This window comes from Pseudomonas sp. R2-37-08W (assembly GCF_003851705.1).
Lineage (GTDB): Bacteria > Pseudomonadota > Gammaproteobacteria > Pseudomonadales > Pseudomonadaceae > Aquipseudomonas.
Map to the genome: position 1 here is coordinate 4,997,122 of NZ_CP027728.1, position 18,658 is coordinate 5,015,779.

Below are 18,658 nucleotides of genomic sequence, written 5' to 3' on the forward strand. Positions count from 1 at the left end.
TGCCGCGTGACAGCTTGCCTCACCAGGGTTATTGCAACTCTTTGTTACAACATGATGCTAATCTCGCCGTTCCTTTAGGCCCCGATCTGTACTCCCAATGCCCAGTGAACCTGCGTTGCTGTTACGTCACCACCGCCCCTTCATCGCGTTCTGGCTGGCGCGGATCTTTACCGCCAGCGGCTTCCAGATGCTGACCGTGGCCATCGGCTGGAACCTCTACCAACTGACTGGCAATGTGCTGGACCTGGGGCTGGTCGGCCTGGTGGAGTTCGTGCCGCGTGTGCTGTTCATGCTGCATACCGGGCATGTGGCCGATCGCTATGAGCGACGCAAAGTCGCCGCCATCTGCCAGACCGTACAGGCGCTGATTGCCCTGTCCCTGGCCATCGGCGGTCTGACCGGCAACGTGACCCGCGAGATGATCTTCATCCTCGCTTTCCTGCTGGGCGCCGCGCGTTCATTCGAAATGCCCACCACCCAGGCGCTGCTGCCGAGTATCGTGCCCAGCGCGCTGTTCCCCCGGGCCGTGGCCTCGTCGCAATCGGCCCAGCAATTGGCGACGATCGTCGCCCCGGCCCTCGGTGGTTTGCTCTATGCGTTCGGCAGCGTTTGGGTGTACGGCCCGACGGTGGTGCTGTACCTGATCGCCTGCGGCTTGACCCTGAACCTGCCTGCGCGCCAGACGCCGCTGAACAAAGGCAAGGCCACCCTGGATTCGCTGCTGGCCGGGATTCGCTTTATCCGCAGCCGGCCGGACATCCTCGGCGCCATTTCCCTGGACCTGTTTGCCGTGCTGCTGGGCGGCGCCACCGCGTTGTTGCCGGTGTTCGCCAAGGACATCCTGCTGACTGGCCCCTGGGGCCTGGGCCTGTTGCGCTCGGCACCAGCGGTGGGGGCGCTGTTGATGTCGTTGTGGCTGGCGCGTTTCTCGGTGGACCGCAAGGTCGGCCGCGTGATGTTCACCGCAGTCGGGGTGTTCGGCGTGGCGACCATCGCGTTCGGGCTGTCGACCTCGTTCTGGTTTTCCCTGGGGGTGCTGGTGGTGCTGGGCGCGGCGGATATGATCAGCATGGTGATCCGGGCTTCGTTCGTGCAGTTGGAAACGCCGGATGAGATGCGCGGCCGGGTGAGCGCAGTCAACGGCCTGTTTATCGGTGCATCCAATCAATTGGGTGAGTTCGAATCAGGGATCACCGCCCATTGGTTCGGCACCGTGCCCGCCGTCGTCATGGGTGGGATTGGTACGCTGGTGGTGACCGGGGTGTGGATCAAGCTGTTCCCGACCCTGGCGAATCGGGACCGGATGCATGTGCCGGTAGAAGAAAACACCAAGCCCGGTGCATGATTCAATGAGGCAATAAAGGACAATGTGGGAGGGGGCTTGCCCCCGATAGTGGTGGATCAGTCTGCTTATGCTTCGACTGAAACTCAGCCATCGGGGGCAAGCCCCCTCCCACATTTAGATCTCCATCGGTTTGAAAGGATTGCGTCAGAGCACCTTGTCCAGGGTGATCGGGAATTCCCGCACCCGCTTGCCCGTGGCGTGGTAGATCGCATTCGCCACCGCCGCCGCCACCCCGACAATGCCGATTTCGCCCACGCCCTTGGACCCGAGCGCATTGACGATCTCGTCGTGCTCTTCGACAAACACCACGTCAATCTCGCCGATATCGGCATTCACCGGGATGTGGTACTCGGCCAGGCTGTGGTTCATGTAGCGACCCAACTGATGGTCGACCTGGGTCTCTTCGTGCAGCGCCATGCCGATCCCCCACACCACCCCGCCGAGGATCTGGCTGCGCGCCATTTTCGGGTTGACCACGCGCCCGGCCGCAATCGCGCTGACCACGCGACTGACCTTGATGGTGCCCAAGTCTTCATCTACCCGTACTTCGACGAACACCGCCGAGTGGGTCGCCGTGGCATAGCCCTCGCGCTTCTTGTCGGGCTCGCTGTCGATCTGCACCTCAAGCGCGTCCTCGCCGCTGTCCTTGACCAGTTGGGCCAGCGACACACTCACGTCGCCGGTGTGCAGTTGGCCGTCTTCAAAGCGCACGGACTCGGCATCCTGGAACACCGGGTAAGTCTGCCGGGCAACGGCCAGCAGTTTGGCGGTCAAGGCCTCGCAGGCTTGCTGCACGGCGGTGCCGACGGACGACACGGTAAACGAACCGCCTTGCAGCGGCGCGGTAGGCAGTGAGGAATCACCGAGCAAAAACACCACGTCCTCCACCGCCACACCGCTGGCCTGCGCCGCGATCTGGGTCATCACGGTGTAGGTGCCCGTGCCGATATCGGTGGTGGCGCTGCTGACGGTGAGTTTGCCGCTCGTATCGAGGCGCGCCTTGGCGCTGGCTTTCATCTGCATGGCTTCCCATACACCACCGGCCATGCCCCAGCCGATCAACTGGCGGCCGTCGCGCATGCTGCGTGGTTCGGGGTTGCGCTGGCTCCAGCCAAAACGCTCGGCACCTTCGCTGTAACACTCGCGCAGGGCCTTGCTCGACCAGGGCTTGTCTTCATTCTGGTTACGTTCGGCGTAGTTGATCAGGCGCAGTTGCACCGGGTCGATGGCCAGGGCGCAGGCCAGTTCGTCCATGGCGCACTCCAGGCCGATCACACCCAGGGCGGCGCCGGGAGCGCGCATGTCCAGTGGGGTGAAGACGTCCAGCGGCACCAGCTTGTAGGTCAATTGCACGTTATCGCAGTGGTAGAGCATGCCGCTCCATTCCACTACGTGTTCGCTGAAATCCTCGAAGCGCGAAGTCTGGCCAATCGCGGTATGCCCCAGGGCCAGCAAGCGCCCGTTGGCGGCGGCGCCCATCTGCAAGCGCTGCAAGGTGCGCGGGCGGTAGCCGAAGGTGAACATCTGTTGGCGGGTCAGGGTCACGCGCACCGAGCGCTTGAGCGCCAGCGATGCCATCACCGCCAGCGGCAATTGGTACTGCGGGCGCAGGCCCGAACCAAAGGCGCCACCGACGAACGCGGCGAAGATGCGTACCTGGCTCTTATCCAGGCCAAAGACTTTTTGCACATACGCCTGGCAGTTCTGCGGGCCCTGGGTTTTGTCGTGGATATGCAGGGTGCCGTCGGGCTGGTACAGCACGGTGCTGGCGTGGGGTTCCATGGGGTTATGGTGTTCGATGGGCGTGCTGTAGTGCAGATCGAGGCTGGTGGCGGCACCCGCCCATTCGGCCTGGAAGTTGCCACGCGGCCCGGGCGGTGTCTGGGGCGAAGGGTGAGCCGATTGCTGCTGAGCGATCAGGTCGGTTTCGAAATCTTCCGCCGCGTATTCGATGTCGATCAGCGAGCCGGCATGCCGCGCCAGTTCCAGGTTATCGGCGATCACCAGGGCCAGGGGCTGGCCGCTGTAGAGCACGCGGTCGTTATACAGCGGACGGAATGGCGAACCGTCGGCGGCATCCGCATCGGCGAAGGCATCGTCGTAGCTGGCGATTTTCGGGCGATTGAGGTGATGGATGACCTCCACCACACCCGGCAGTGCCAGGGCCCTGGAGGCATCGATGCGCAGGACACGGCCTTTGGCGATGGTGCTCGAGACCACGCTGCCATGCAGCAGGCCGTCCTCGGGAAATTCACCGGCATAACGCGCTTTGCCGGTGACCTTGAGCAGACCGTCGACACGGTCCAGGGGTTTGCCGATGGCGCTCATGGCTGTTCTCCTGCGACCGCAGCGTCGCTCAGTGCACGAATGATTGCGCGGCGCGCCAGCTTGATCTTGAAGCCGTTGTGTTGCAGCGGCTCGGCATCCTGCAGCAGGGCATCGGCAGCATTACTGAAGGTTTCGCGGCTGACGCGGCGGCCTATCAGCGACGCCTCTACCGCGCGGTCGCGCCAGGGTTTGTGCGCCACACCGCCAAGGGCCAGGCGGGCGTCGATGATCTCGTCGCCGTTCAACTCCAACGCGGCGGCAACCGACACCAGCGCGAACGCGTAGGACGCACGGTCGCGAATTTTCAGGTAATGGCTGTGGCGGGCCAAGTTATCGGCAGGCAATTCAATGGCGGTGATCAGTTCGTCGTCGGCCAATTGGTTGTCGCGTTGCGGTGCATCGCCGGGCAGGCGGTGGAAGTCGGCGAACTCGATGACCCGCGCCCCGCCGCGCCCTTCGACATGCACCCGCGCCTCCAGCGCCGCCAGGGCCACGCACATGTCCGAAGGGTGGGTGGCGACGCACTGCTCGCTGGCGCCGAGGATCGCATGGATGCGGTTCAAGCCGGTGCGCGCCGGGCAGCCGCTGCCGGGCTCACGCTTGTTGCACGGCACGGTGGCGTCATAGAAATAGTAGCAACGGGTGCGCTGCAGCAGGTTGCCACCGGTACTGGCCATGTTCCGCAGTTGCGGCGAGGCTCCGGCAAGAATGGCTTGGGACAGCAATGGGTAACGCTGCTCAATCAGCGGGTGCCAGGCCAGGTCGGCATTGCTCACCAATGCGCCGATGCGCAGGCCGCCGTCGGCGGTTTCTTCGATGGCATTGAGCGGCAGCCCGGTGATATCGATCAAGTGTTCGGGGCGGCTGATGTTCTCTTTCATCAGGTCCAGCAGGTTGGTGCCCCCGGCGATGAAGCGCGATGCCGCGCTGCTCAGGTGCACTGCCTCGTGCACGTCGGCCGGTTTGCTGTAATGGAAGGGGTTCATTGCTCACCTCCCCGGTTGCCGCACGCCGGCAGCGCCTCTTCGATGGCCGCGCGGATATTGCTGTAGGCACCGCAGCGGCACAGATTGCCGCTCATCAATTCCTGCACCTGCGCACTGTCGTGGGCGCGGCCTTCGTTGGCCAGGCCGACCGCCGAGCAAATCTGGCCGGGGGTGCAGTAGCCGCATTGGAAGGCATCGTGCTTGATGAAGGCTTGCTGCATCGGGTGCAACTGGTCGCCGTCGGCCAGGCCTTCGATGGTGGTCAGCTCGGCGCCGTCGCACATCACGGCCAGGGTCAGGCAGGCGTTTACGCGCTTGCCGTCACGCAAGACGGTGCAGGCGCCGCACTGGCCGTGGTCGCAGCCCTTTTTGCTGCCGACCAGGTCCAATTGTTCGCGCAGCAGGTCGAGCAAGGTGGTCCAGGGCAACACACTCAATTGGCGATCCTGGCCATTCAAGGTCAAGCGTATCGGGTGGGCGACGAACGGCTGGGCCGCCGCGCCATTGGGGGTCGCGCTCATAAACACCTCACGGGTTGATGTACATCCGCGGCGTTCAGGGAAATCGCCGTCTCAGGGGTACGACTTCCCAGGGTTTTGAGCGTTCAAGCCAATTGATCAGCGGATATTGAGCTGGGCTTTCAGGGTGTTTTGCGGAGGATTGATCGAGGTATTGGTGAATTCGAACCAACCCTGGGCTTGCACGTTGAGGTCAAACACATAGATGTAGCCCATCAGCGTGCCCACGCCGTTACAGGCCTCACTGATGTTGCCCACCTGGCACACCGCCGTGCGCTGCCCGTTCAACTCGGCGCCATTGAAGCGGCCCATCGGGCTGTTGCCCAGGCCGACTTCCATTACCGAGACCTTCGTCGGCCCACGGTGCTCGCACATCTGGGTGGTCTGCACACGGTCCGGAATGGTCTCGCTGCACTTCGCCGATTCGACCTTGAACACCCGGACCTCGCTCAAGGCCGGTGCAGCCGCGCCCCACACCGGTGCCGCGCCGAGCCACAGGCCCAGACAAGGGATCAGAGCTAGACTCCACGCGTTGGCTTTTTTCATGCTGTCGATGACCTGCTGTTGAACGTCGGCGCAGTATGCCTCAAGGCCATGCGCCACACAGCCTCGGCTGCTGGTATGATGCGCCGCTTTTTCCGATCCTCTCTGAAGCCACAAGCGCTTGGCGCAGTTTGTGCTTTGACTTAGAGGTCAACAAATCACGACGCAAGATAGCGTCACAGGGAGCCGGCATGCTGGAAAAGCTGTTTCAACTCAAAGCCCACAACACCAACGTGCGCACCGAGATTCTCGCGGGTATCACGACATTCCTGGCCATGGCCTACATCCTGTTCGTGAACCCGAGCATCCTCGGCGAAACCGGCATGGACAAAGGCGCGGTGTTTGTCGCGACTTGCCTCGCGGCGGCCATCGGTTCGACCGTGATGGGCCTGATCGCCAACTACCCGATCGCCCTCGCGCCGGGCATGGGCCTCAATGCCTTCTTCACCTACACCGTGGTCCTGCACATGGGCCACACCTGGCAGGTGGCATTGGGCGCGGTGTTCATTTCGGCGGTGCTGTTCTTCCTGCTGTCGATCTTCCGTATCCGTGAGTGGATCATCAACAGCATTCCCCTGCCCCTGCGCTCGGCGATTGCCGCCGGTATCGGCCTGTTCCTGGCGCTGATCGCCTTGCACAACGCCGGTATCGTGGTCGCCAATCCGGCCACGCTGGTGGGCCTGGGCGACCTGAAACAACCGGCGCCGATCCTGGCCACCCTCGGTTTTGTGCTGATCGTGGCCCTGGAAGCCCTGGCCGTGCGTGGTGCGGTGCTGATCGGCATCCTGGCGGTGACCATCGTGTCCATTGTGATGGGCTTCACCCCGTTCGGCGGCGTGACCTCGATGCCACCGTCCCTGGCCCCGACCTTCCTGCAACTGGACATCAAGGGCGCGCTGGACATCGGCCTGGTCAGCGTGATCTTCGCGTTCCTGTTCGTCGACCTGTTCGACAATTCCGGCACACTGATCGGCGTCGCCAAGCGCGCCGGCCTGATGGGCAAGGACGGCCACATGCCGAAAATGGGCCGTGCGCTGATCGCCGACAGTACGGCGGCCATGGCCGGCTCGCTGCTGGGTACTTCGACCACCACCAGCTACATCGAATCTGCCGCTGGCGTGAGCGCCGGTGGCCGTACCGGCTTGACCGCCATCGTGGTCGCGATCCTGTTCCTGCTGGCGCTGTTCTTCTCACCGCTGGCGGCCAGCGTACCGGCCTTCGCCACCGCGCCGGCGCTGCTGTTCGTGGCCGTCTTGATGACGTCCGGCCTGGCCGAAATCGACTGGGATGACATTACTGTGGCCGCGCCGGTGGTAATCACCGCCCTGGCGATGCCCTTCACTTACTCCATCGCCAACGGCATCGCCTTCGGTTTCATCGCCTGGACCGCCATCAAGCTGCTTTCGGGCCGCTACCGTGAGCTGAACCCGGCCCTGGTGATTCTGTCGATTCTGTTCGTGATCAAGCTGGGCTGGTTCAACGCATGACTTTCGACGCCGCACACTACACCGCTCAACTGCAAGACAAGGTCACGCGCCTGCGTGACCTGCTGGCACCGTTCGACGCCCCCGAGCCGCAGGTCTTCGACTCGCCGCTGCAGCACTTCCGCCTGCGCGCGGAGTTTCGCCTGTGGCGCGAAGGCGGCGAGCGCCACTACGCGATGTTCGCCCAGGACGACAAGCGCACGCCGATCCTGATCGAAGCGTTTCCCATCGCCAGCCAGCGCATCAACCAGTTGATGCCGCAGCTCAAGGCCGCCTGGCAAGCCAGCGCCGCCCTGAGCCACAAACTGTTCCAGGTGGAATTCCTCACCACCCTGGCCGGCGACGCGATGATCACCCTGTGCTATCACCGCCCGCTGGATGAACACTGGCACACCGCAGCGAACAAGCTGGCGGCTGAGCTGAACGTGAGCATCATTGGCCGCTCCAAGGGCAAGCGCGATGTGATCGGCCGCGACTACGTGGTGGAAAAACTCGAGGTCGGTGGCCGCACCTTCAGCTACCGCCAACCCGAAGGCGCCTTCACCCAGCCCAACGGCACGGTGAACCAGAAGATGCTCAACTGGGCTTACGACGCCCTGGGTGATCGCCCGGACGACTTGCTGGAGCTGTACTGCGGCAACGGCAATTTCACCCTGCCGCTGGCGACCCGCGTGCGTAACGTGCTGGCCACCGAAATCAGCAAGACCTCGGTGAATGCGGCCCTGAGCAACCTCGATGAAAATGCCGTGGATAACGTCACCCTGGTGCGCCTCTCCGCCGAAGAACTCACCGCGGCCCTGAATGAAGTGCGCCCGTTCCGCCGTCTGCATGGCATCGACCTGAAAAGCTACGAATTCGGCAGCGTCTTCGTCGACCCGCCCCGCGCCGGCATGGACCCGGACACCTGCGAACTGACCCGGCGCTTCGACAACATCCTGTATATCTCCTGCAACCCGGAGACGTTGGCGGCGAACATCGCGCAGTTGCACGACACGCACCGCATTACCCAGTGTGCAATGTTTGACCAGTTCCCGTGGACGCACCATATGGAATCGGGTGTGTTGCTGACCCGTCGATAACGCTGTCAGGCTTCATCAGCTCCCACACTGAAATCATGTGTCCGTCGAGTCGCCGGGTTCCAACACTTCCTTGCGCGGCCGGCCGCCCTTCTTGCCATTGGCCCGGGCGGCGGCCGATTTGGCGGCGCTGCGTTTGCGACCGTTTCGGGAGGCTACCAGGCTCGTGGCGAGGTCCATCAGAGGCTGGCTTGTGGCGATAAGACCAGTGATCGAAACATCCAGATCCCGGGCCTCACAGCAAAGCGCCTTGCCGCCGAAACCGACCTCCAATTGCTGGAAGTCCTGCTGCGAAAACGTCTCGAACTCCGGCAGACCGGCCACCGGTAACATGACACGGCTGCCATCGCTGAAGCCAATGGAGATGCAGTCGTCTTGATAGCGCACGTTGCTGGCGTTGGCATACAGACGCTTCAGCTTGCGCCCACGGGCGATTGCCTTGTCGACGTCAGCATCGCTGAGAGGCACGTAGGGTTTGACGTTGGCTTTTACGATTTTCTTCATAATTCAATCTCCACAGAGCCCGGTGCCCTGACCAAGCTCAAAATTGTTTTTTGCCCCACGACATCGTGCCGCGCACGTGCAATCACATAAACACCCCGCCGAATGATCAACCCCGGCAACAACTCACTGGTTTCCCAATCCCAGGAATGGTTCTCCAGGCAAACCGTTTGCAGGTTTTCCCACCAGATCCTGCGTGCCCGCGCCAAGTAGTGCGGCTGCATTATTGCCTCGCGTAATTCCTCCAAGACCGCCTTGGGTGGTCGGCAGCGTTCAGGGTTTACATCCCACAGCTCCACGTCCCCATCCAGAAAACTGAAACGAAAACGCGCATCCCACGCCCTTCCCCTGACATGCACATGGGGCGGGCAATGCTCATCCCTGAGAAATACCGAGATTACATATCCCTTGTAAGCACCTACTCTCATCGTAACCCATCCGTTAGGTTATTTTCTGTCAGGTAACAATTTTCCCGTGCCACCCGACAACCGGCTTCGTGCTCACGAAGCTGCTTCAAAGATTAGTAACGACGAACAAACCGGCGAACGCCAGGTTGTAACCACTCATGCCGACAGCTGGGGTGACTCCGGCCACGCCCGTCACTCGTGTTCACACTGCAATCAGGCGTAACACTTCATCAACAGCTGCCCCTACTGATTAACGGTTCGATAATCGAACAGATTCAGCGACTTCATTTGACCAAATTAACCATCCAGTACATTTTATCCGCATAACCAATAAGAACTGCGGAGACCCCTCTATGCCACCCATTGTGCTGGTGCTCAACGGCCCCAATCTCAACCTGCTCGGTACCCGCGAGCCTGCCACCTATGGCCACGAAACCTTGGCCGACATTGCCGCCCTGTGCGGGCGCAGCGCGGAAAAGCTCGGGCTGACCATCGAGTTTCGCCAGACCAACCACGAGGGCGAACTGCTCGACTGGATTCACGCCGCCCGCGCCCGTTGCGCCGGGATCGTGATCAACCCGGCGGCCTGGACGCATACCTCGGTGGCGATTCGTGATGCGCTGGTGGCCAGCGAAGTGCCGGTGATCGAGGTGCATCTGTCCAACGTGCATGCCCGTGAGGCGTTTCGTCATCACTCCTTTGTCTCGCCCATCGCCAAGGCGGTGCTGGCCGGGTTTGGCAGCCATGGCTACCACTTGGCCCTGGAACATTTCAGCCACTCGTTGAAAGGATGCGCCTGATGAAACCGCGCGTTCTCGCCGGCCTGATCGGCGCCGGCATCCAGGCTTCCCGCACGCCCGCCCTGCATGAACAGGAAGGTGACGCCCAGGGCCTGCGCTACCTGTATCGCCTGATCGACCTGGAAGCGCTGCGCCTGGACAGCCACGCCCTGCCCGAGCTGCTACGTGCCGCCGAGCAGCTTCACTTCACCGGCTTGAACATTACCTACCCGTGCAAGCAAGCGATCCTGCCGTTGCTCGATGAATTGTCCGACGAGGCAAAGGGCATTGGCGCGGTCAACACCGTGGTGTTCAAGGACGGCAAGCGCATCGGCCATAACACCGATTGCCTGGGGTTCGCCGAGGGCTTCCGACGCAACTTGAATGACGTGCCGCGCCAGCGCGTGGTGCAGATGGGCGCCGGCGGTGCAGGCGCGGCGGTGGCGCACGCGCTGCTGGCCGAGGGCGTTGAACAGCTGAGCATTTTTGACCTGGACACCCTCCGCGCCCGCGAGCTTGTGGATAACCTCGCCCGGCGTTTTGGCAACGGTCGTGCCCAGGTCGGCGGCGACTTGACCAACGCCATGGCGGAGGCGGACGGCCTGGTCAACACCACACCAATGGGCATGGCCAAGCTGCCCGGCACACCGGTGCCCGCCGCGTTATTACATGCAGGGTTGTGGGTGGCGGAAATCGTGTATTTCCCATTGGAAACCGAGTTGCTGCGCGACGCACGCGCCTTGGGTTGCCGCACGTTGGATGGCGGCAATATGGCAGTGTTTCAGGCGGTGAAGGCGTTTGAGTTGTTCAGTGGCGAAGCGGCAGATGCAGACCGGATGTTGGCGCACTTTCAGAGCATGGATACGCCACTGTAGAAACCGAAATCCAAATGTGGGAGGGGGCTTGCTCCCGATAGCGGTCTGTCAGCGCAACATGGGGTGGCTGACACACCGCTATCGGGAGCAAGCCCCCTCCCACATTGACCGCGTACAGCCAGTTCTCAAGCTTGCAGATAACGCAACACCGACTCGCAGATCATCTCCCGGTGCCGCTGCTTGATCGCCTCATCCGACAGTTCAATTTGAAAAATCTCACTGAAGGTATGCCGGTTGGATACACGGTAAAAACTGAACGAGTTGATCAACAGGTGCACATCCAGCGGCTCCAACCCTTCACGAAACAGCCCCATTTCAGCGCCGCGACGCAGGGTCTCACCGAGCCCCTCGAGAATTTTGCTGTTCATGTCCTTGATCGTACTGGTGCGTTTGACGTACTCGGCGTTGTGGATATTTTCGATGCTGACAATGCGCACGAAATCCACGTTCTGGTCATGGTGGTCGAAGGTGAACTCCACCAGCCGGCGGATCGCTTCGCGCGGTTCCAGGGCCGTGAGGTTCATGCGGGTCTCGGTGTTGCGAATATCGCCGTAGAGCTTCTCCAGCACCTCGACGTAGAGCTGCTCCTTGCTGCCGAAGTAGTAATAGATCATGCGCTTGGAGGTGTGGATGCGCTCGGCAATGGCGTCCACACGGGCGCCGGACAGGCCCTGCTGAACGAACTCGACAATGGCTTCCTGGAGAATATTCTCGCGGGTTTTTTCCGGATTGTTCTTGCGACTCTTGCGCGGTGCGTCTGACACGGCAGAGAGGTCGGGAGTCAGGGTCATGGTGCGCTCACGGCGTTTTTATGCAGGCCCGATTATGGGCCGAGGCGCTCCCCGAAGGAAGCACCTCCCCACCGTTATAAACGCGCCTGACGCACCGCACCGCTGCGCGACTTGGCCATCGCCGCCAAACGCACCGCCACGTTGGCCGCGCCATAACCGGCATAGCCGTTCTTGCGCTGGATGATCTCGAAGAAAAACCGCCCCTCGAAGGCTTCGGTGTAGACATGAAACAGCTCACCGCCCTGGGCGTCGCGGTCGTACAGCACGTTGTAGTACGCCAGCTCGCTGAGGAACTCATCGTCGAAATCAAAGCGTGCGGCCAAATCGTCGTAGTAGTTGAGCGGGATATCCAACAGCGGCACCCCGGCCTCCTTGGCCCGACGCACCTCGGCGAAAATATCCGCGCAATCGAAGGCAATGTGGTGCACGCCCGAGCCTCGATAGCTCGAGAGTGCGTGGGAAATCGCCGTATTGCGGTTCTCGGAAATATTCAGCGGCAGGCGAATCGAACTGCAGCGGCTGCGCAGTGCGCGGCTTTTGACCAGGCCGTAAGGGTCGGGCAGCACCACTTCGTCATCGGCTTCAAAATCCAGCAAGCTTTTGTAGAACAGCACCCAGCTGTCGAGGCTGTCGGCCGGCAGGGCCATGGCCATATGGTCGATGCGCAGCAAGCCGCCGCTGGCGGTGACGGGTTGCAGGTTGAAATCGGTGTCGTATAGCCCGCCTTCGCTTTGGTCCACCAGGTAAATCAAGCTGCCATCCGGCGCGCGTACGGCCGCCAACTCCAGTTCGTTGGGCCCGACCAGGCCGCGATAGGGCTGGCCCTTGTAGGCCACTGCCCGTTCCAACGCCTTGGCGCTGTCCTTGACCCGCATCGCCGTGGCGCACAGCGACGGGCCATGGGCCTCGAAAAAGTTGTGGGCAAAGGAATAAGGTTCGCAATTGAGGATCAGGTTGATATCGCCCTGGCGCAACAGGCTCACGTTCTTGGAACGATGCTGGCCGGCCTTGGCGAAGCCCAGGCGTTCCAACCAGTGGGTCAGCTTGGCGCCGAGACTTTCATCCACCGCAAATTCGAGGAATTCGATGCCGTCGTACTCGCTGGCCGCCGGGGTCTCGAACAGGATATCCAGCGGCGCGGCGGGTTGTTCCGCCGCCAGGCGCTGGCGGGTTTTCTCTTCCAGGTACAGCAACGAGCGCAAACCATCTGCCGCGTTGGCCCGGGTCGGTGCGGCGCGAAAGCCGTCGTTGAAAATCTCCAGGGACAAGGGCCCGGTGTAGCCACTCTGGATGATCGGCGCGAGAAACCCAGCCAGGTCGAATTCACCCTGGCCGGGGAAGCAGCGAAAATGCCGGCTCCACTCCAGCACATCCATGGCCAGGATCGGCGCGTCGGCCATTTGCACGAAGAAGATTTTGTCGCCGGGGATTTCGGCGATGCCACTCGGGTCGCCCTTGAGCGACAAGGTGTGGAAGCTGTCGAGCAGCACACCCAGGCTGGGATGATCCACCTGGCGCACCAGGTTCCATACCTGCTGCCAGGTGTTCACATGCTTGCCCCAGGCCAGCGCTTCATAGCCAATTCGCAAGCCACGGCGGCCCGCGTGTTCGGCCAGCAGGCTGAGGTCGTCCAGCAGGATGCGCTCATCGCCCACGCAATCGGCCGAGGCATTACTGCACACCAGCACCAGGTCGGTGCCCAGCTCCTGCATCAGATCGAATTTGCGCTCGGCGCGCTCGAGGTTGCGCGCCAGACGATCACGGCGGCAGCCCTCGAAGTCTCGAAACGGCTGGAACAGGGTGATGGCAATGCCCAAATCGGCGCACATCTGCCTGACTTCACGCGGGCTTCCGTCGTAGTACAGCAGGTCGTTTTCAAAAATCTCAACGCCATCAAACCCGGCGGCGGCAATGGCTTCGAGCTTTTCCGGCAGGGTGCCGCTCAACGACACGGTAGCGATGGAACGTTGCATGGGTCACTCCCGGCAATTGTTGTTTATGGCAAATTATTCGCCCACAGCCTACACGCGGCAATTAAAATGTACGAACCGGTTAGTTTTTGGTGCGATTATCGAACACTATGCCCCTTTGGCGAATTGACGACTTTTTAACCACTGCGCACCATCGAACCTGCATCAAGACCCAGAACACACCATAAAAATTTCAAAAACGGGTACGACCTCATGCCTCTGCAAAACTCCGCCCTGGCCGCGCGCCCCGGCACCCCGCACGCCGGCATCGGCGACAAGATCCGCGGCGCCCTGGCCGTGGGTAAAACCCGCTGGGGCATGCTGGCCCTGGTGTTCTTCGCCACCACCCTCAACTACATTGATCGCGCCGCCCTGGGCGTGATGCAACCGATTCTGGCCAAGGAGATGAGCTGGACGGCGATGGACTACGCCAACATCAACTTCTGGTTCCAGGTCGGCTACGCCATCGGCTTTGTGCTGCAGGGCCGCTTGATCGACCGGGTAGGCGTCAAGCGCGTGTTTTTCTGCGCGGTGCTGCTGTGGAGCCTGGCCACCGGCGCCCACGGCCTGGCTACCTCGGCAGTCGGCTTCATGGTCTGCCGGTTTATCCTCGGGCTGACCGAGGCCGCCAACTACCCGGCGTGCGTGAAAACCACGCGCCTGTGGTTCCCGGCCGGCGAGCGCGCGGTGGCGACCGGTATCTTCAATGCCGGCACCAACGTCGGCGCGATGATGACGCCCATGCTGCTGCCGTTGATCCTGCACGTGTGGGGCTGGCAGGCGGCGTTCCTGTGCATGTCGGCGCTCGGGGGTATCTGGCTGGTGTTGTGGGGCTTGAAGTACCACAACCCGGAAGAGCATCCCACCGTTAAACAATCCGAGTTGGACTACGTGCAACAGGAAGTCGAGCCGGAACAACCCCGCGTACCGTTCAGCCGCATCCTGCGCATGCGCGGCACCTGGGCCTTCGCGCTGGCGTACTCGCTGACCGCGCCGGTGTTCTGGTTCTACCTGTACTGGCTGCCGCCATTCCTGAACCAGCAATACAACCTGGGCATCAACGTGACGCAGATGGGCATCCCGCTGATCATCATCTACCTCACCGCCGACTTCGGGAGTGTGGGCGGCGGCATTCTGTCCTCGTTCCTGATCGGTCGCGGAATGAACTCAATCAAGGCGCGGCTGCTGTCGATGCTGTTGTTCGCCTGCTGCATCGTCGGCGTGATCATGGCGGCCGGCTCCAGCCAACTGTGGGTCGCGGTGTTCGCCATCTCCCTGGCCATCGGCGCGCACCAGGCCTGGACCGCCAACATCTGGAGCCTGGTGATGGACTACACGCCCAAGCACATGATGAGCACGGTGTTCGGCTTCGGCGGCATGTGCGCGGCCATCGGCGGCATGTTCATGACCCAGATCGTCGGCCATATCCTCACCGTGACCAACAACAACTACACGCTGTTGTTCACCCTGATTCCGGCGATGTATTTCATCGCACTGGTGTGGATGTACTTCATGGCGCCGCGCAAGATTCCTACGGTAGAGGTGTAATCAACGCCGCCGCTGCTGCCAGGCAGCGGCCAAGCCGCTCATGCAGATCACCCCGATACCGACCACCGTGGTCATGTCGGGGGTATGACTGAACACCAGCCAACCCAACAACCCCGCAAACACGATCTGGCAATAGCCGAACGGCGCCAGCAAGGCCGGCGCCGCGAAGCGGAACGCCTGGGTGAGCATCAAGTGCGCGGTCATCCCGCAGGTGCCCAGCGCCAGCATCATCACCCCATGCCACAGGGTCGGTACCTGCCAGAAGAACGGCACCATCGCACTCATCACCAGGGTGTTGCACAGGCCGGCGAAGAAGTTGCTGGTGGTGGGGCTGTCGTATTGGCTGAGGATGCGCGTGAGCAGTTGGTAGAAGCAGAAGAACAGCGCCGAGCACAATGGCAACAGCACCGCCGGGGTGAACAGCTCACCGCCCGGATGGATGATGATCACCACCCCGACAAACCCGCAGATCACCGCCAGCCATTGGCCACGCGTGACGTGCTCGCCGAGCAGGGGCACCGAGAGCGCGGTCACCAGGATCGGCGCAAGGAAGTTCACCGCCGTGGCTTCCGCCAACGGGATGTAATGCAGCGCCGTGGTGAAGAACAGGCTGGTGCCCAACAAGCACAACGCCCGCACCACCTGCATCCCCGGCCGTTTGCTGCGCAGCACGCGCAGGCCCGATTGCGGCAGGAAGATCCCGGCCATCAGCAAGGTGTGCACCATGTACCGCGCCCACACCACCATCACGATCGGGTAGAACCCGGCCAGGTATTTGGACAGGGCGTCGTGGCTGGAGAACAGGAACGTCGCCAGCACAATCAGCAGGATGCCTTTGAAGGGATGATTGACGCCGGAAAGCGGGGTACTGACAGTCATTGAATTCTCTTGTGTGGCGAGCTGAACACGGTGGCACTCAACCGAAGTAATCTAGCAGCCGGGCATGCGTCTGCCCCAAGAGCATAACCAAACACCGGGCGAACAGCGCACTAAATCAGTGGATTTGAGTCCAACCCAGCACGCGCGCCCCGGCGTTGCACACTTTTTAATCAAGGCCCTGCCGCTATGAAAAAAATCCTGTTTGCGCTGTCTGCCCTCGCCCTGCTCTCTGCCTGCGATAAAACGCCGAAAGAAGGCCCCAAGCCCGCCCCCGCGTCCGTGCAGGCGACCCTGGTACCGGAAACCCCACCCACCGATAAATGGGTGGGCAAGTGGATCGGCGTCGAAGGCTTGAACCTGAACATCGCCAAGGATGACAGCATCGGCCGCGGCCATTACATCCTGACCATGCAATATGGCCTGGATGCCGACGCTTCGGGCACGTTCAAAGGCCAGGCAACCGATGATGGCATCGCCTTCGCCCGCCCGGACGGCCCGCAGGTGCTGCGCGCCGGGGATGGCGCAGCCACTGGCTTGAAATGGCTGGCCGATAAAAAAGACTGCCTGATTGTCGCCAGCGGCGAAGGCTATTGCCGCTGATTACGACCATACTCCATCCATATTTTTGCCGGACCGTTAACAAGAGGATTGCCCATGCTATGGAAAAAAGGCCGACGCAGCGACAACGTGGTGGATGCCCGCGATGACAGCGGCGGTGGCGGCGGTGGCGGGATGCGCTTCGGTGGCGGCAAGGGCCTGAGCCTGACCGCTATCGTGCTGATCGTCGGCATCGGCTGGCTCACCGGCCAGGACCCGATGCAAATCCTCGGCCAATTGACCGGCCAGATGGAGCAGGCGCCGTCGGTCAGCACGCAATCGCGTCAGGCTCCGCCGGCCAACGACGAGCAGGCCGACTTCGTGCGCGCGGTGCTGGGCGATACCGAAGACACCTGGGGCCAGGTGTTCCAGGAGAACGGCCTGGCTTACAAGAACCCGAAACTGATCCTGTTCCGTGGCCGGGTGAACTCCGCCTGCGGGGGCGCCACCTCGGCCAGCGGCCCGTTCTATTGCCCGGCTGACCAGCAGGTGTACCTGGACCTGGATTTCTTCCGTGAAATGTCGCAACGCTTCCAGGCCGCCGGCGATTTCGCCCAGGCGTATGTGATCGCCCACGAAGTCGGGCATCACGTACAAACCCTGCTTGGCATCTCGTCCAAGATCCAGGCCGCGCGCCAGCAGGGTCGGCCGATGCAAGGCGACGGCGGCCTGCTGGTCCGCCAGGAGCTGCAAGCCGACTGCTTTGCCGGCGTCTGGGCCAACCGCGCGCAAAAGCGCCTGAATTGGCTGGAACCCGGCGATATCGAAGAAGCACTGAATGCCGCCAACGCCATTGGCGACGACCGCCTGCAGCAGCAGGGTCAAGGGCGCGTGGTGCCGGACTCGTTTACCCACGGCACATCGGCTCAGCGCGTGCGCTGGTTCAAGACCGGCTTCGCTCAGGGCCAGATTTCCCAATGCGATACCTTTACGGCCAGGAGCCTTTGAGTGAATAAACGGTGGGGCTTATTGCTGGGGTTCTGGGTGTCCTGCTCAACCCTGGCAGCCGACCATGATGCCAAGGTGGCCGGCCTCGATCGCTTTCACCTCGACGCCGGCGACCTCAGCCTGGGCTTGAGCCAGGACTGGCGCCGGCCGCTGCCAGATGTCACTCGTGCACTGATCATCGTGCATGGCCGCCTGCGCAATGCCCCGACCTACCTGCACAGCGGAGAAAAGGCCGCTGAGCAAGCCGGAGCAACAGGCAGCACGTTGGTGATCGCACCGCAGTTTCTGGATGAGTCGGATGTGAAGAACGGCCGTCTGGATCAGCAGTTGCTGCGCTGGAGAGTCGATGACTGGATGGCAGGCGCCGCGTCAACCGGCCCGGGCCAGGTCAGCTCCTATAGCGCCCTTGATCAGATCATCAAGCACCTGGGCAACCGCACCCTGTTCCCGGCGCTCAAGGAAATCGTCGTCGCTGGGCATTCCGGTGGCGGCCAGGTGGTGCAGCGTTTCGCGGTCACCGGCCACCCGCACCCGATGCTGCAGACCGAGGGCATCCGCCTGCGTTATGTGGTGGCCAACCCATCGTCCTACGCCTACTTCAGCCCACAGCGGCCGGTGCCGTTCGAGACGGCGAGTTGCCCGGGCTTCAACGAGTGGAAGTACGGCATGCAAGGCCTGCCGGACTACGCCAAGGGCCAGGGCGCCGAGCAACTGGAGCAGGCTTATGTTTCACGCGATGTCACGTACCTGCTGGGCCAACAAGACACCGACCCCAACCACCCGGCGCTGGATAAAAGCTGCGAAGCCGAAACCCAGGGCGCCTATAGGCTGATTCGTGGGCACAACTATTTTGACGCCCTCAAGCAGCGGCATCCGCAGTTGGGTCACAGGCTGGTAGAAGTACCGGGAGTGGGGCATGACGGGGATAAAATGTTTACCTCGCCCGAGGGCCAGAAAGTCCTGTTCGCACAATAACTGCCGAAACCGGATAAACATGTGGGAGGGGGCTTGCCCCGGTACAAACCGGGGACATCGTTTACATTTCTAACCGGGGACATGGTTTACAGGTTAATACGCATGATC

The 18,658-nt window shown here is 62.1% G+C and carries 18 protein-coding genes; 9 read left to right on the forward strand and 9 right to left on the reverse strand.

Annotated features, from left to right (window positions below; all coding sequences use genetic code 11):
• Window positions 1–97 precede the first annotated feature (97 nt).
• Entirely contained in the window at window positions 98–1,345 is a 1,248-nt protein-coding gene (locus C4J93_RS23030) for an MFS transporter (RefSeq protein ID WP_124430554.1), read from the forward strand.
• Between the two features lie 144 nt (window positions 1,346–1,489).
• On the opposite strand, the gene C4J93_RS23035 is transcribed toward C4J93_RS23030, so the two are convergent.
• From C4J93_RS23035 to C4J93_RS23050, 4 genes are all read right to left on the reverse strand, one after another.
• Window positions 1,490–3,673 (reverse strand): xanthine dehydrogenase family protein molybdopterin-binding subunit, encoded by a 2,184-nt coding sequence (locus C4J93_RS23035; RefSeq protein WP_124430555.1) that lies wholly within the window; start codon window positions 3,671–3,673, stop codon window positions 1,490–1,492.
• Window positions 3,670–4,659, reverse strand: coding sequence for a xanthine dehydrogenase family protein subunit M (locus C4J93_RS23040; protein WP_124371933.1), 990 nt, complete (start codon window positions 4,657–4,659; stop codon window positions 3,670–3,672). Before C4J93_RS23040 ends, C4J93_RS23035 begins: the two co-directional genes overlap by 4 nt.
• A complete protein-coding gene (locus C4J93_RS23045) occupies window positions 4,656–5,180 on the reverse strand; it encodes a (2Fe-2S)-binding protein (RefSeq protein WP_124368435.1) in 525 nt (174 codons plus the stop codon). Before C4J93_RS23045 ends, C4J93_RS23040 begins: the two co-directional genes overlap by 4 nt.
• Window positions 5,181–5,276: 96 nt before the next feature.
• Window positions 5,277–5,723, reverse strand: coding sequence for a DUF4879 domain-containing protein (locus tag C4J93_RS23050; protein ID WP_124430556.1), 447 nt, complete (start codon window positions 5,721–5,723; stop codon window positions 5,277–5,279).
• A gap of 188 nt (window positions 5,724–5,911) precedes the next feature.
• Between C4J93_RS23050 and C4J93_RS23055 the strand changes: the two genes are divergently transcribed.
• Entirely contained in the window at window positions 5,912–7,207 is a 1,296-nt protein-coding gene (locus tag C4J93_RS23055) for an NCS2 family permease (protein WP_124364502.1), read from the forward strand.
• Window positions 7,204–8,283, forward strand: a complete 1,080-nt coding sequence (trmA, locus tag C4J93_RS23060; RefSeq protein ID WP_124371936.1) for a tRNA (uridine(54)-C5)-methyltransferase TrmA — start codon at window positions 7,204–7,206, stop codon at window positions 8,281–8,283. The genes C4J93_RS23055 and trmA overlap by 4 nt, the downstream gene beginning before the upstream one ends.
• Window positions 8,284–8,316: 33 nt before the next feature.
• On the opposite strand, the gene C4J93_RS23065 is transcribed toward trmA, so the two are convergent.
• Together C4J93_RS23065 and C4J93_RS23070 are read right to left on the reverse strand one after the other, a co-directional pair.
• Window positions 8,317–8,784 carry a DUF2442 domain-containing protein gene (locus C4J93_RS23065; protein WP_124430557.1) on the reverse strand — a complete coding sequence of 156 codons (468 nt, stop codon included), beginning with the start codon at window positions 8,782–8,784 and terminating at the stop codon, window positions 8,317–8,319.
• A complete protein-coding gene (locus tag C4J93_RS23070) occupies window positions 8,781–9,209 on the reverse strand; it encodes a DUF4160 domain-containing protein (RefSeq protein WP_124430558.1) in 429 nt (142 codons plus the stop codon). The genes C4J93_RS23065 and C4J93_RS23070 overlap by 4 nt, the downstream gene beginning before the upstream one ends.
• A 332-nt stretch (window positions 9,210–9,541) precedes the next feature.
• Between C4J93_RS23070 and aroQ the strand changes: the two genes are divergently transcribed.
• Together aroQ and C4J93_RS23080 are read left to right on the forward strand one after the other, a co-directional pair.
• Window positions 9,542–9,988, forward strand: coding sequence for a type II 3-dehydroquinate dehydratase (aroQ, locus tag C4J93_RS23075; RefSeq protein WP_124364504.1), 447 nt, complete (start codon window positions 9,542–9,544; stop codon window positions 9,986–9,988).
• Complete coding sequence (locus C4J93_RS23080; protein WP_164485300.1) at window positions 9,985–10,842, forward strand: shikimate dehydrogenase; 858 nt, start codon at window positions 9,985–9,987, stop codon at window positions 10,840–10,842. Before aroQ ends, C4J93_RS23080 begins: the two co-directional genes overlap by 4 nt.
• 125 nt (window positions 10,843–10,967) lie before the next feature.
• On the opposite strand, the gene C4J93_RS23085 is transcribed toward C4J93_RS23080, so the two are convergent.
• Both C4J93_RS23085 and quiC read right to left on the reverse strand, forming a co-directional pair.
• Entirely contained in the window at window positions 10,968–11,633 is a 666-nt protein-coding gene (locus tag C4J93_RS23085; RefSeq protein WP_124364506.1) for a TetR/AcrR family transcriptional regulator, read from the reverse strand.
• A 74-nt stretch (window positions 11,634–11,707) separates the two neighbouring features.
• Window positions 11,708–13,606: a 3-dehydroshikimate dehydratase QuiC gene (quiC, locus tag C4J93_RS23090; RefSeq protein WP_124430560.1), complete on the reverse strand. Its 1,899-nt coding sequence runs from the start codon at window positions 13,604–13,606 to the stop codon at window positions 11,708–11,710.
• 210 nt (window positions 13,607–13,816) lie between these two features.
• Here quiC and C4J93_RS23095 point away from each other — a divergent pair, with 210 nt between their 5' ends.
• Complete coding sequence (locus tag C4J93_RS23095; RefSeq protein WP_124430561.1) at window positions 13,817–15,151, forward strand: MFS transporter; 1,335 nt, start codon at window positions 13,817–13,819, stop codon at window positions 15,149–15,151.
• On the opposite strand, the gene C4J93_RS23100 is transcribed toward C4J93_RS23095, so the two are convergent.
• Complete coding sequence (locus C4J93_RS23100) at window positions 15,152–16,030, reverse strand: DMT family transporter (protein WP_065935812.1); 879 nt, start codon at window positions 16,028–16,030, stop codon at window positions 15,152–15,154.
• A 186-nt stretch (window positions 16,031–16,216) separates the two neighbouring features.
• Here C4J93_RS23100 and C4J93_RS23105 point away from each other — a divergent pair, with 186 nt between their 5' ends.
• Genes C4J93_RS23105 through C4J93_RS23115 form a run of 3 tightly spaced genes read left to right on the forward strand, consistent with a single transcriptional unit; the run spans window position 16,217 to window position 18,550 of the window.
• Window positions 16,217–16,630 (forward strand): lipoprotein, encoded by a 414-nt coding sequence (locus C4J93_RS23105; RefSeq protein WP_124430562.1) that lies wholly within the window; start codon window positions 16,217–16,219, stop codon window positions 16,628–16,630.
• A 54-nt stretch (window positions 16,631–16,684) separates the two neighbouring features.
• Window positions 16,685–17,575, forward strand: a complete 891-nt coding sequence (locus tag C4J93_RS23110) for a neutral zinc metallopeptidase (protein ID WP_124430563.1) — start codon at window positions 16,685–16,687, stop codon at window positions 17,573–17,575.
• On the forward strand, window positions 17,576–18,550 hold the full coding sequence (locus C4J93_RS23115) for an alpha/beta hydrolase (protein WP_124430564.1): 975 nt from the start codon (window positions 17,576–17,578) through the stop codon (window positions 18,548–18,550).
• The last annotated feature ends 108 nt before the right edge of the window (window positions 18,551–18,658 follow it).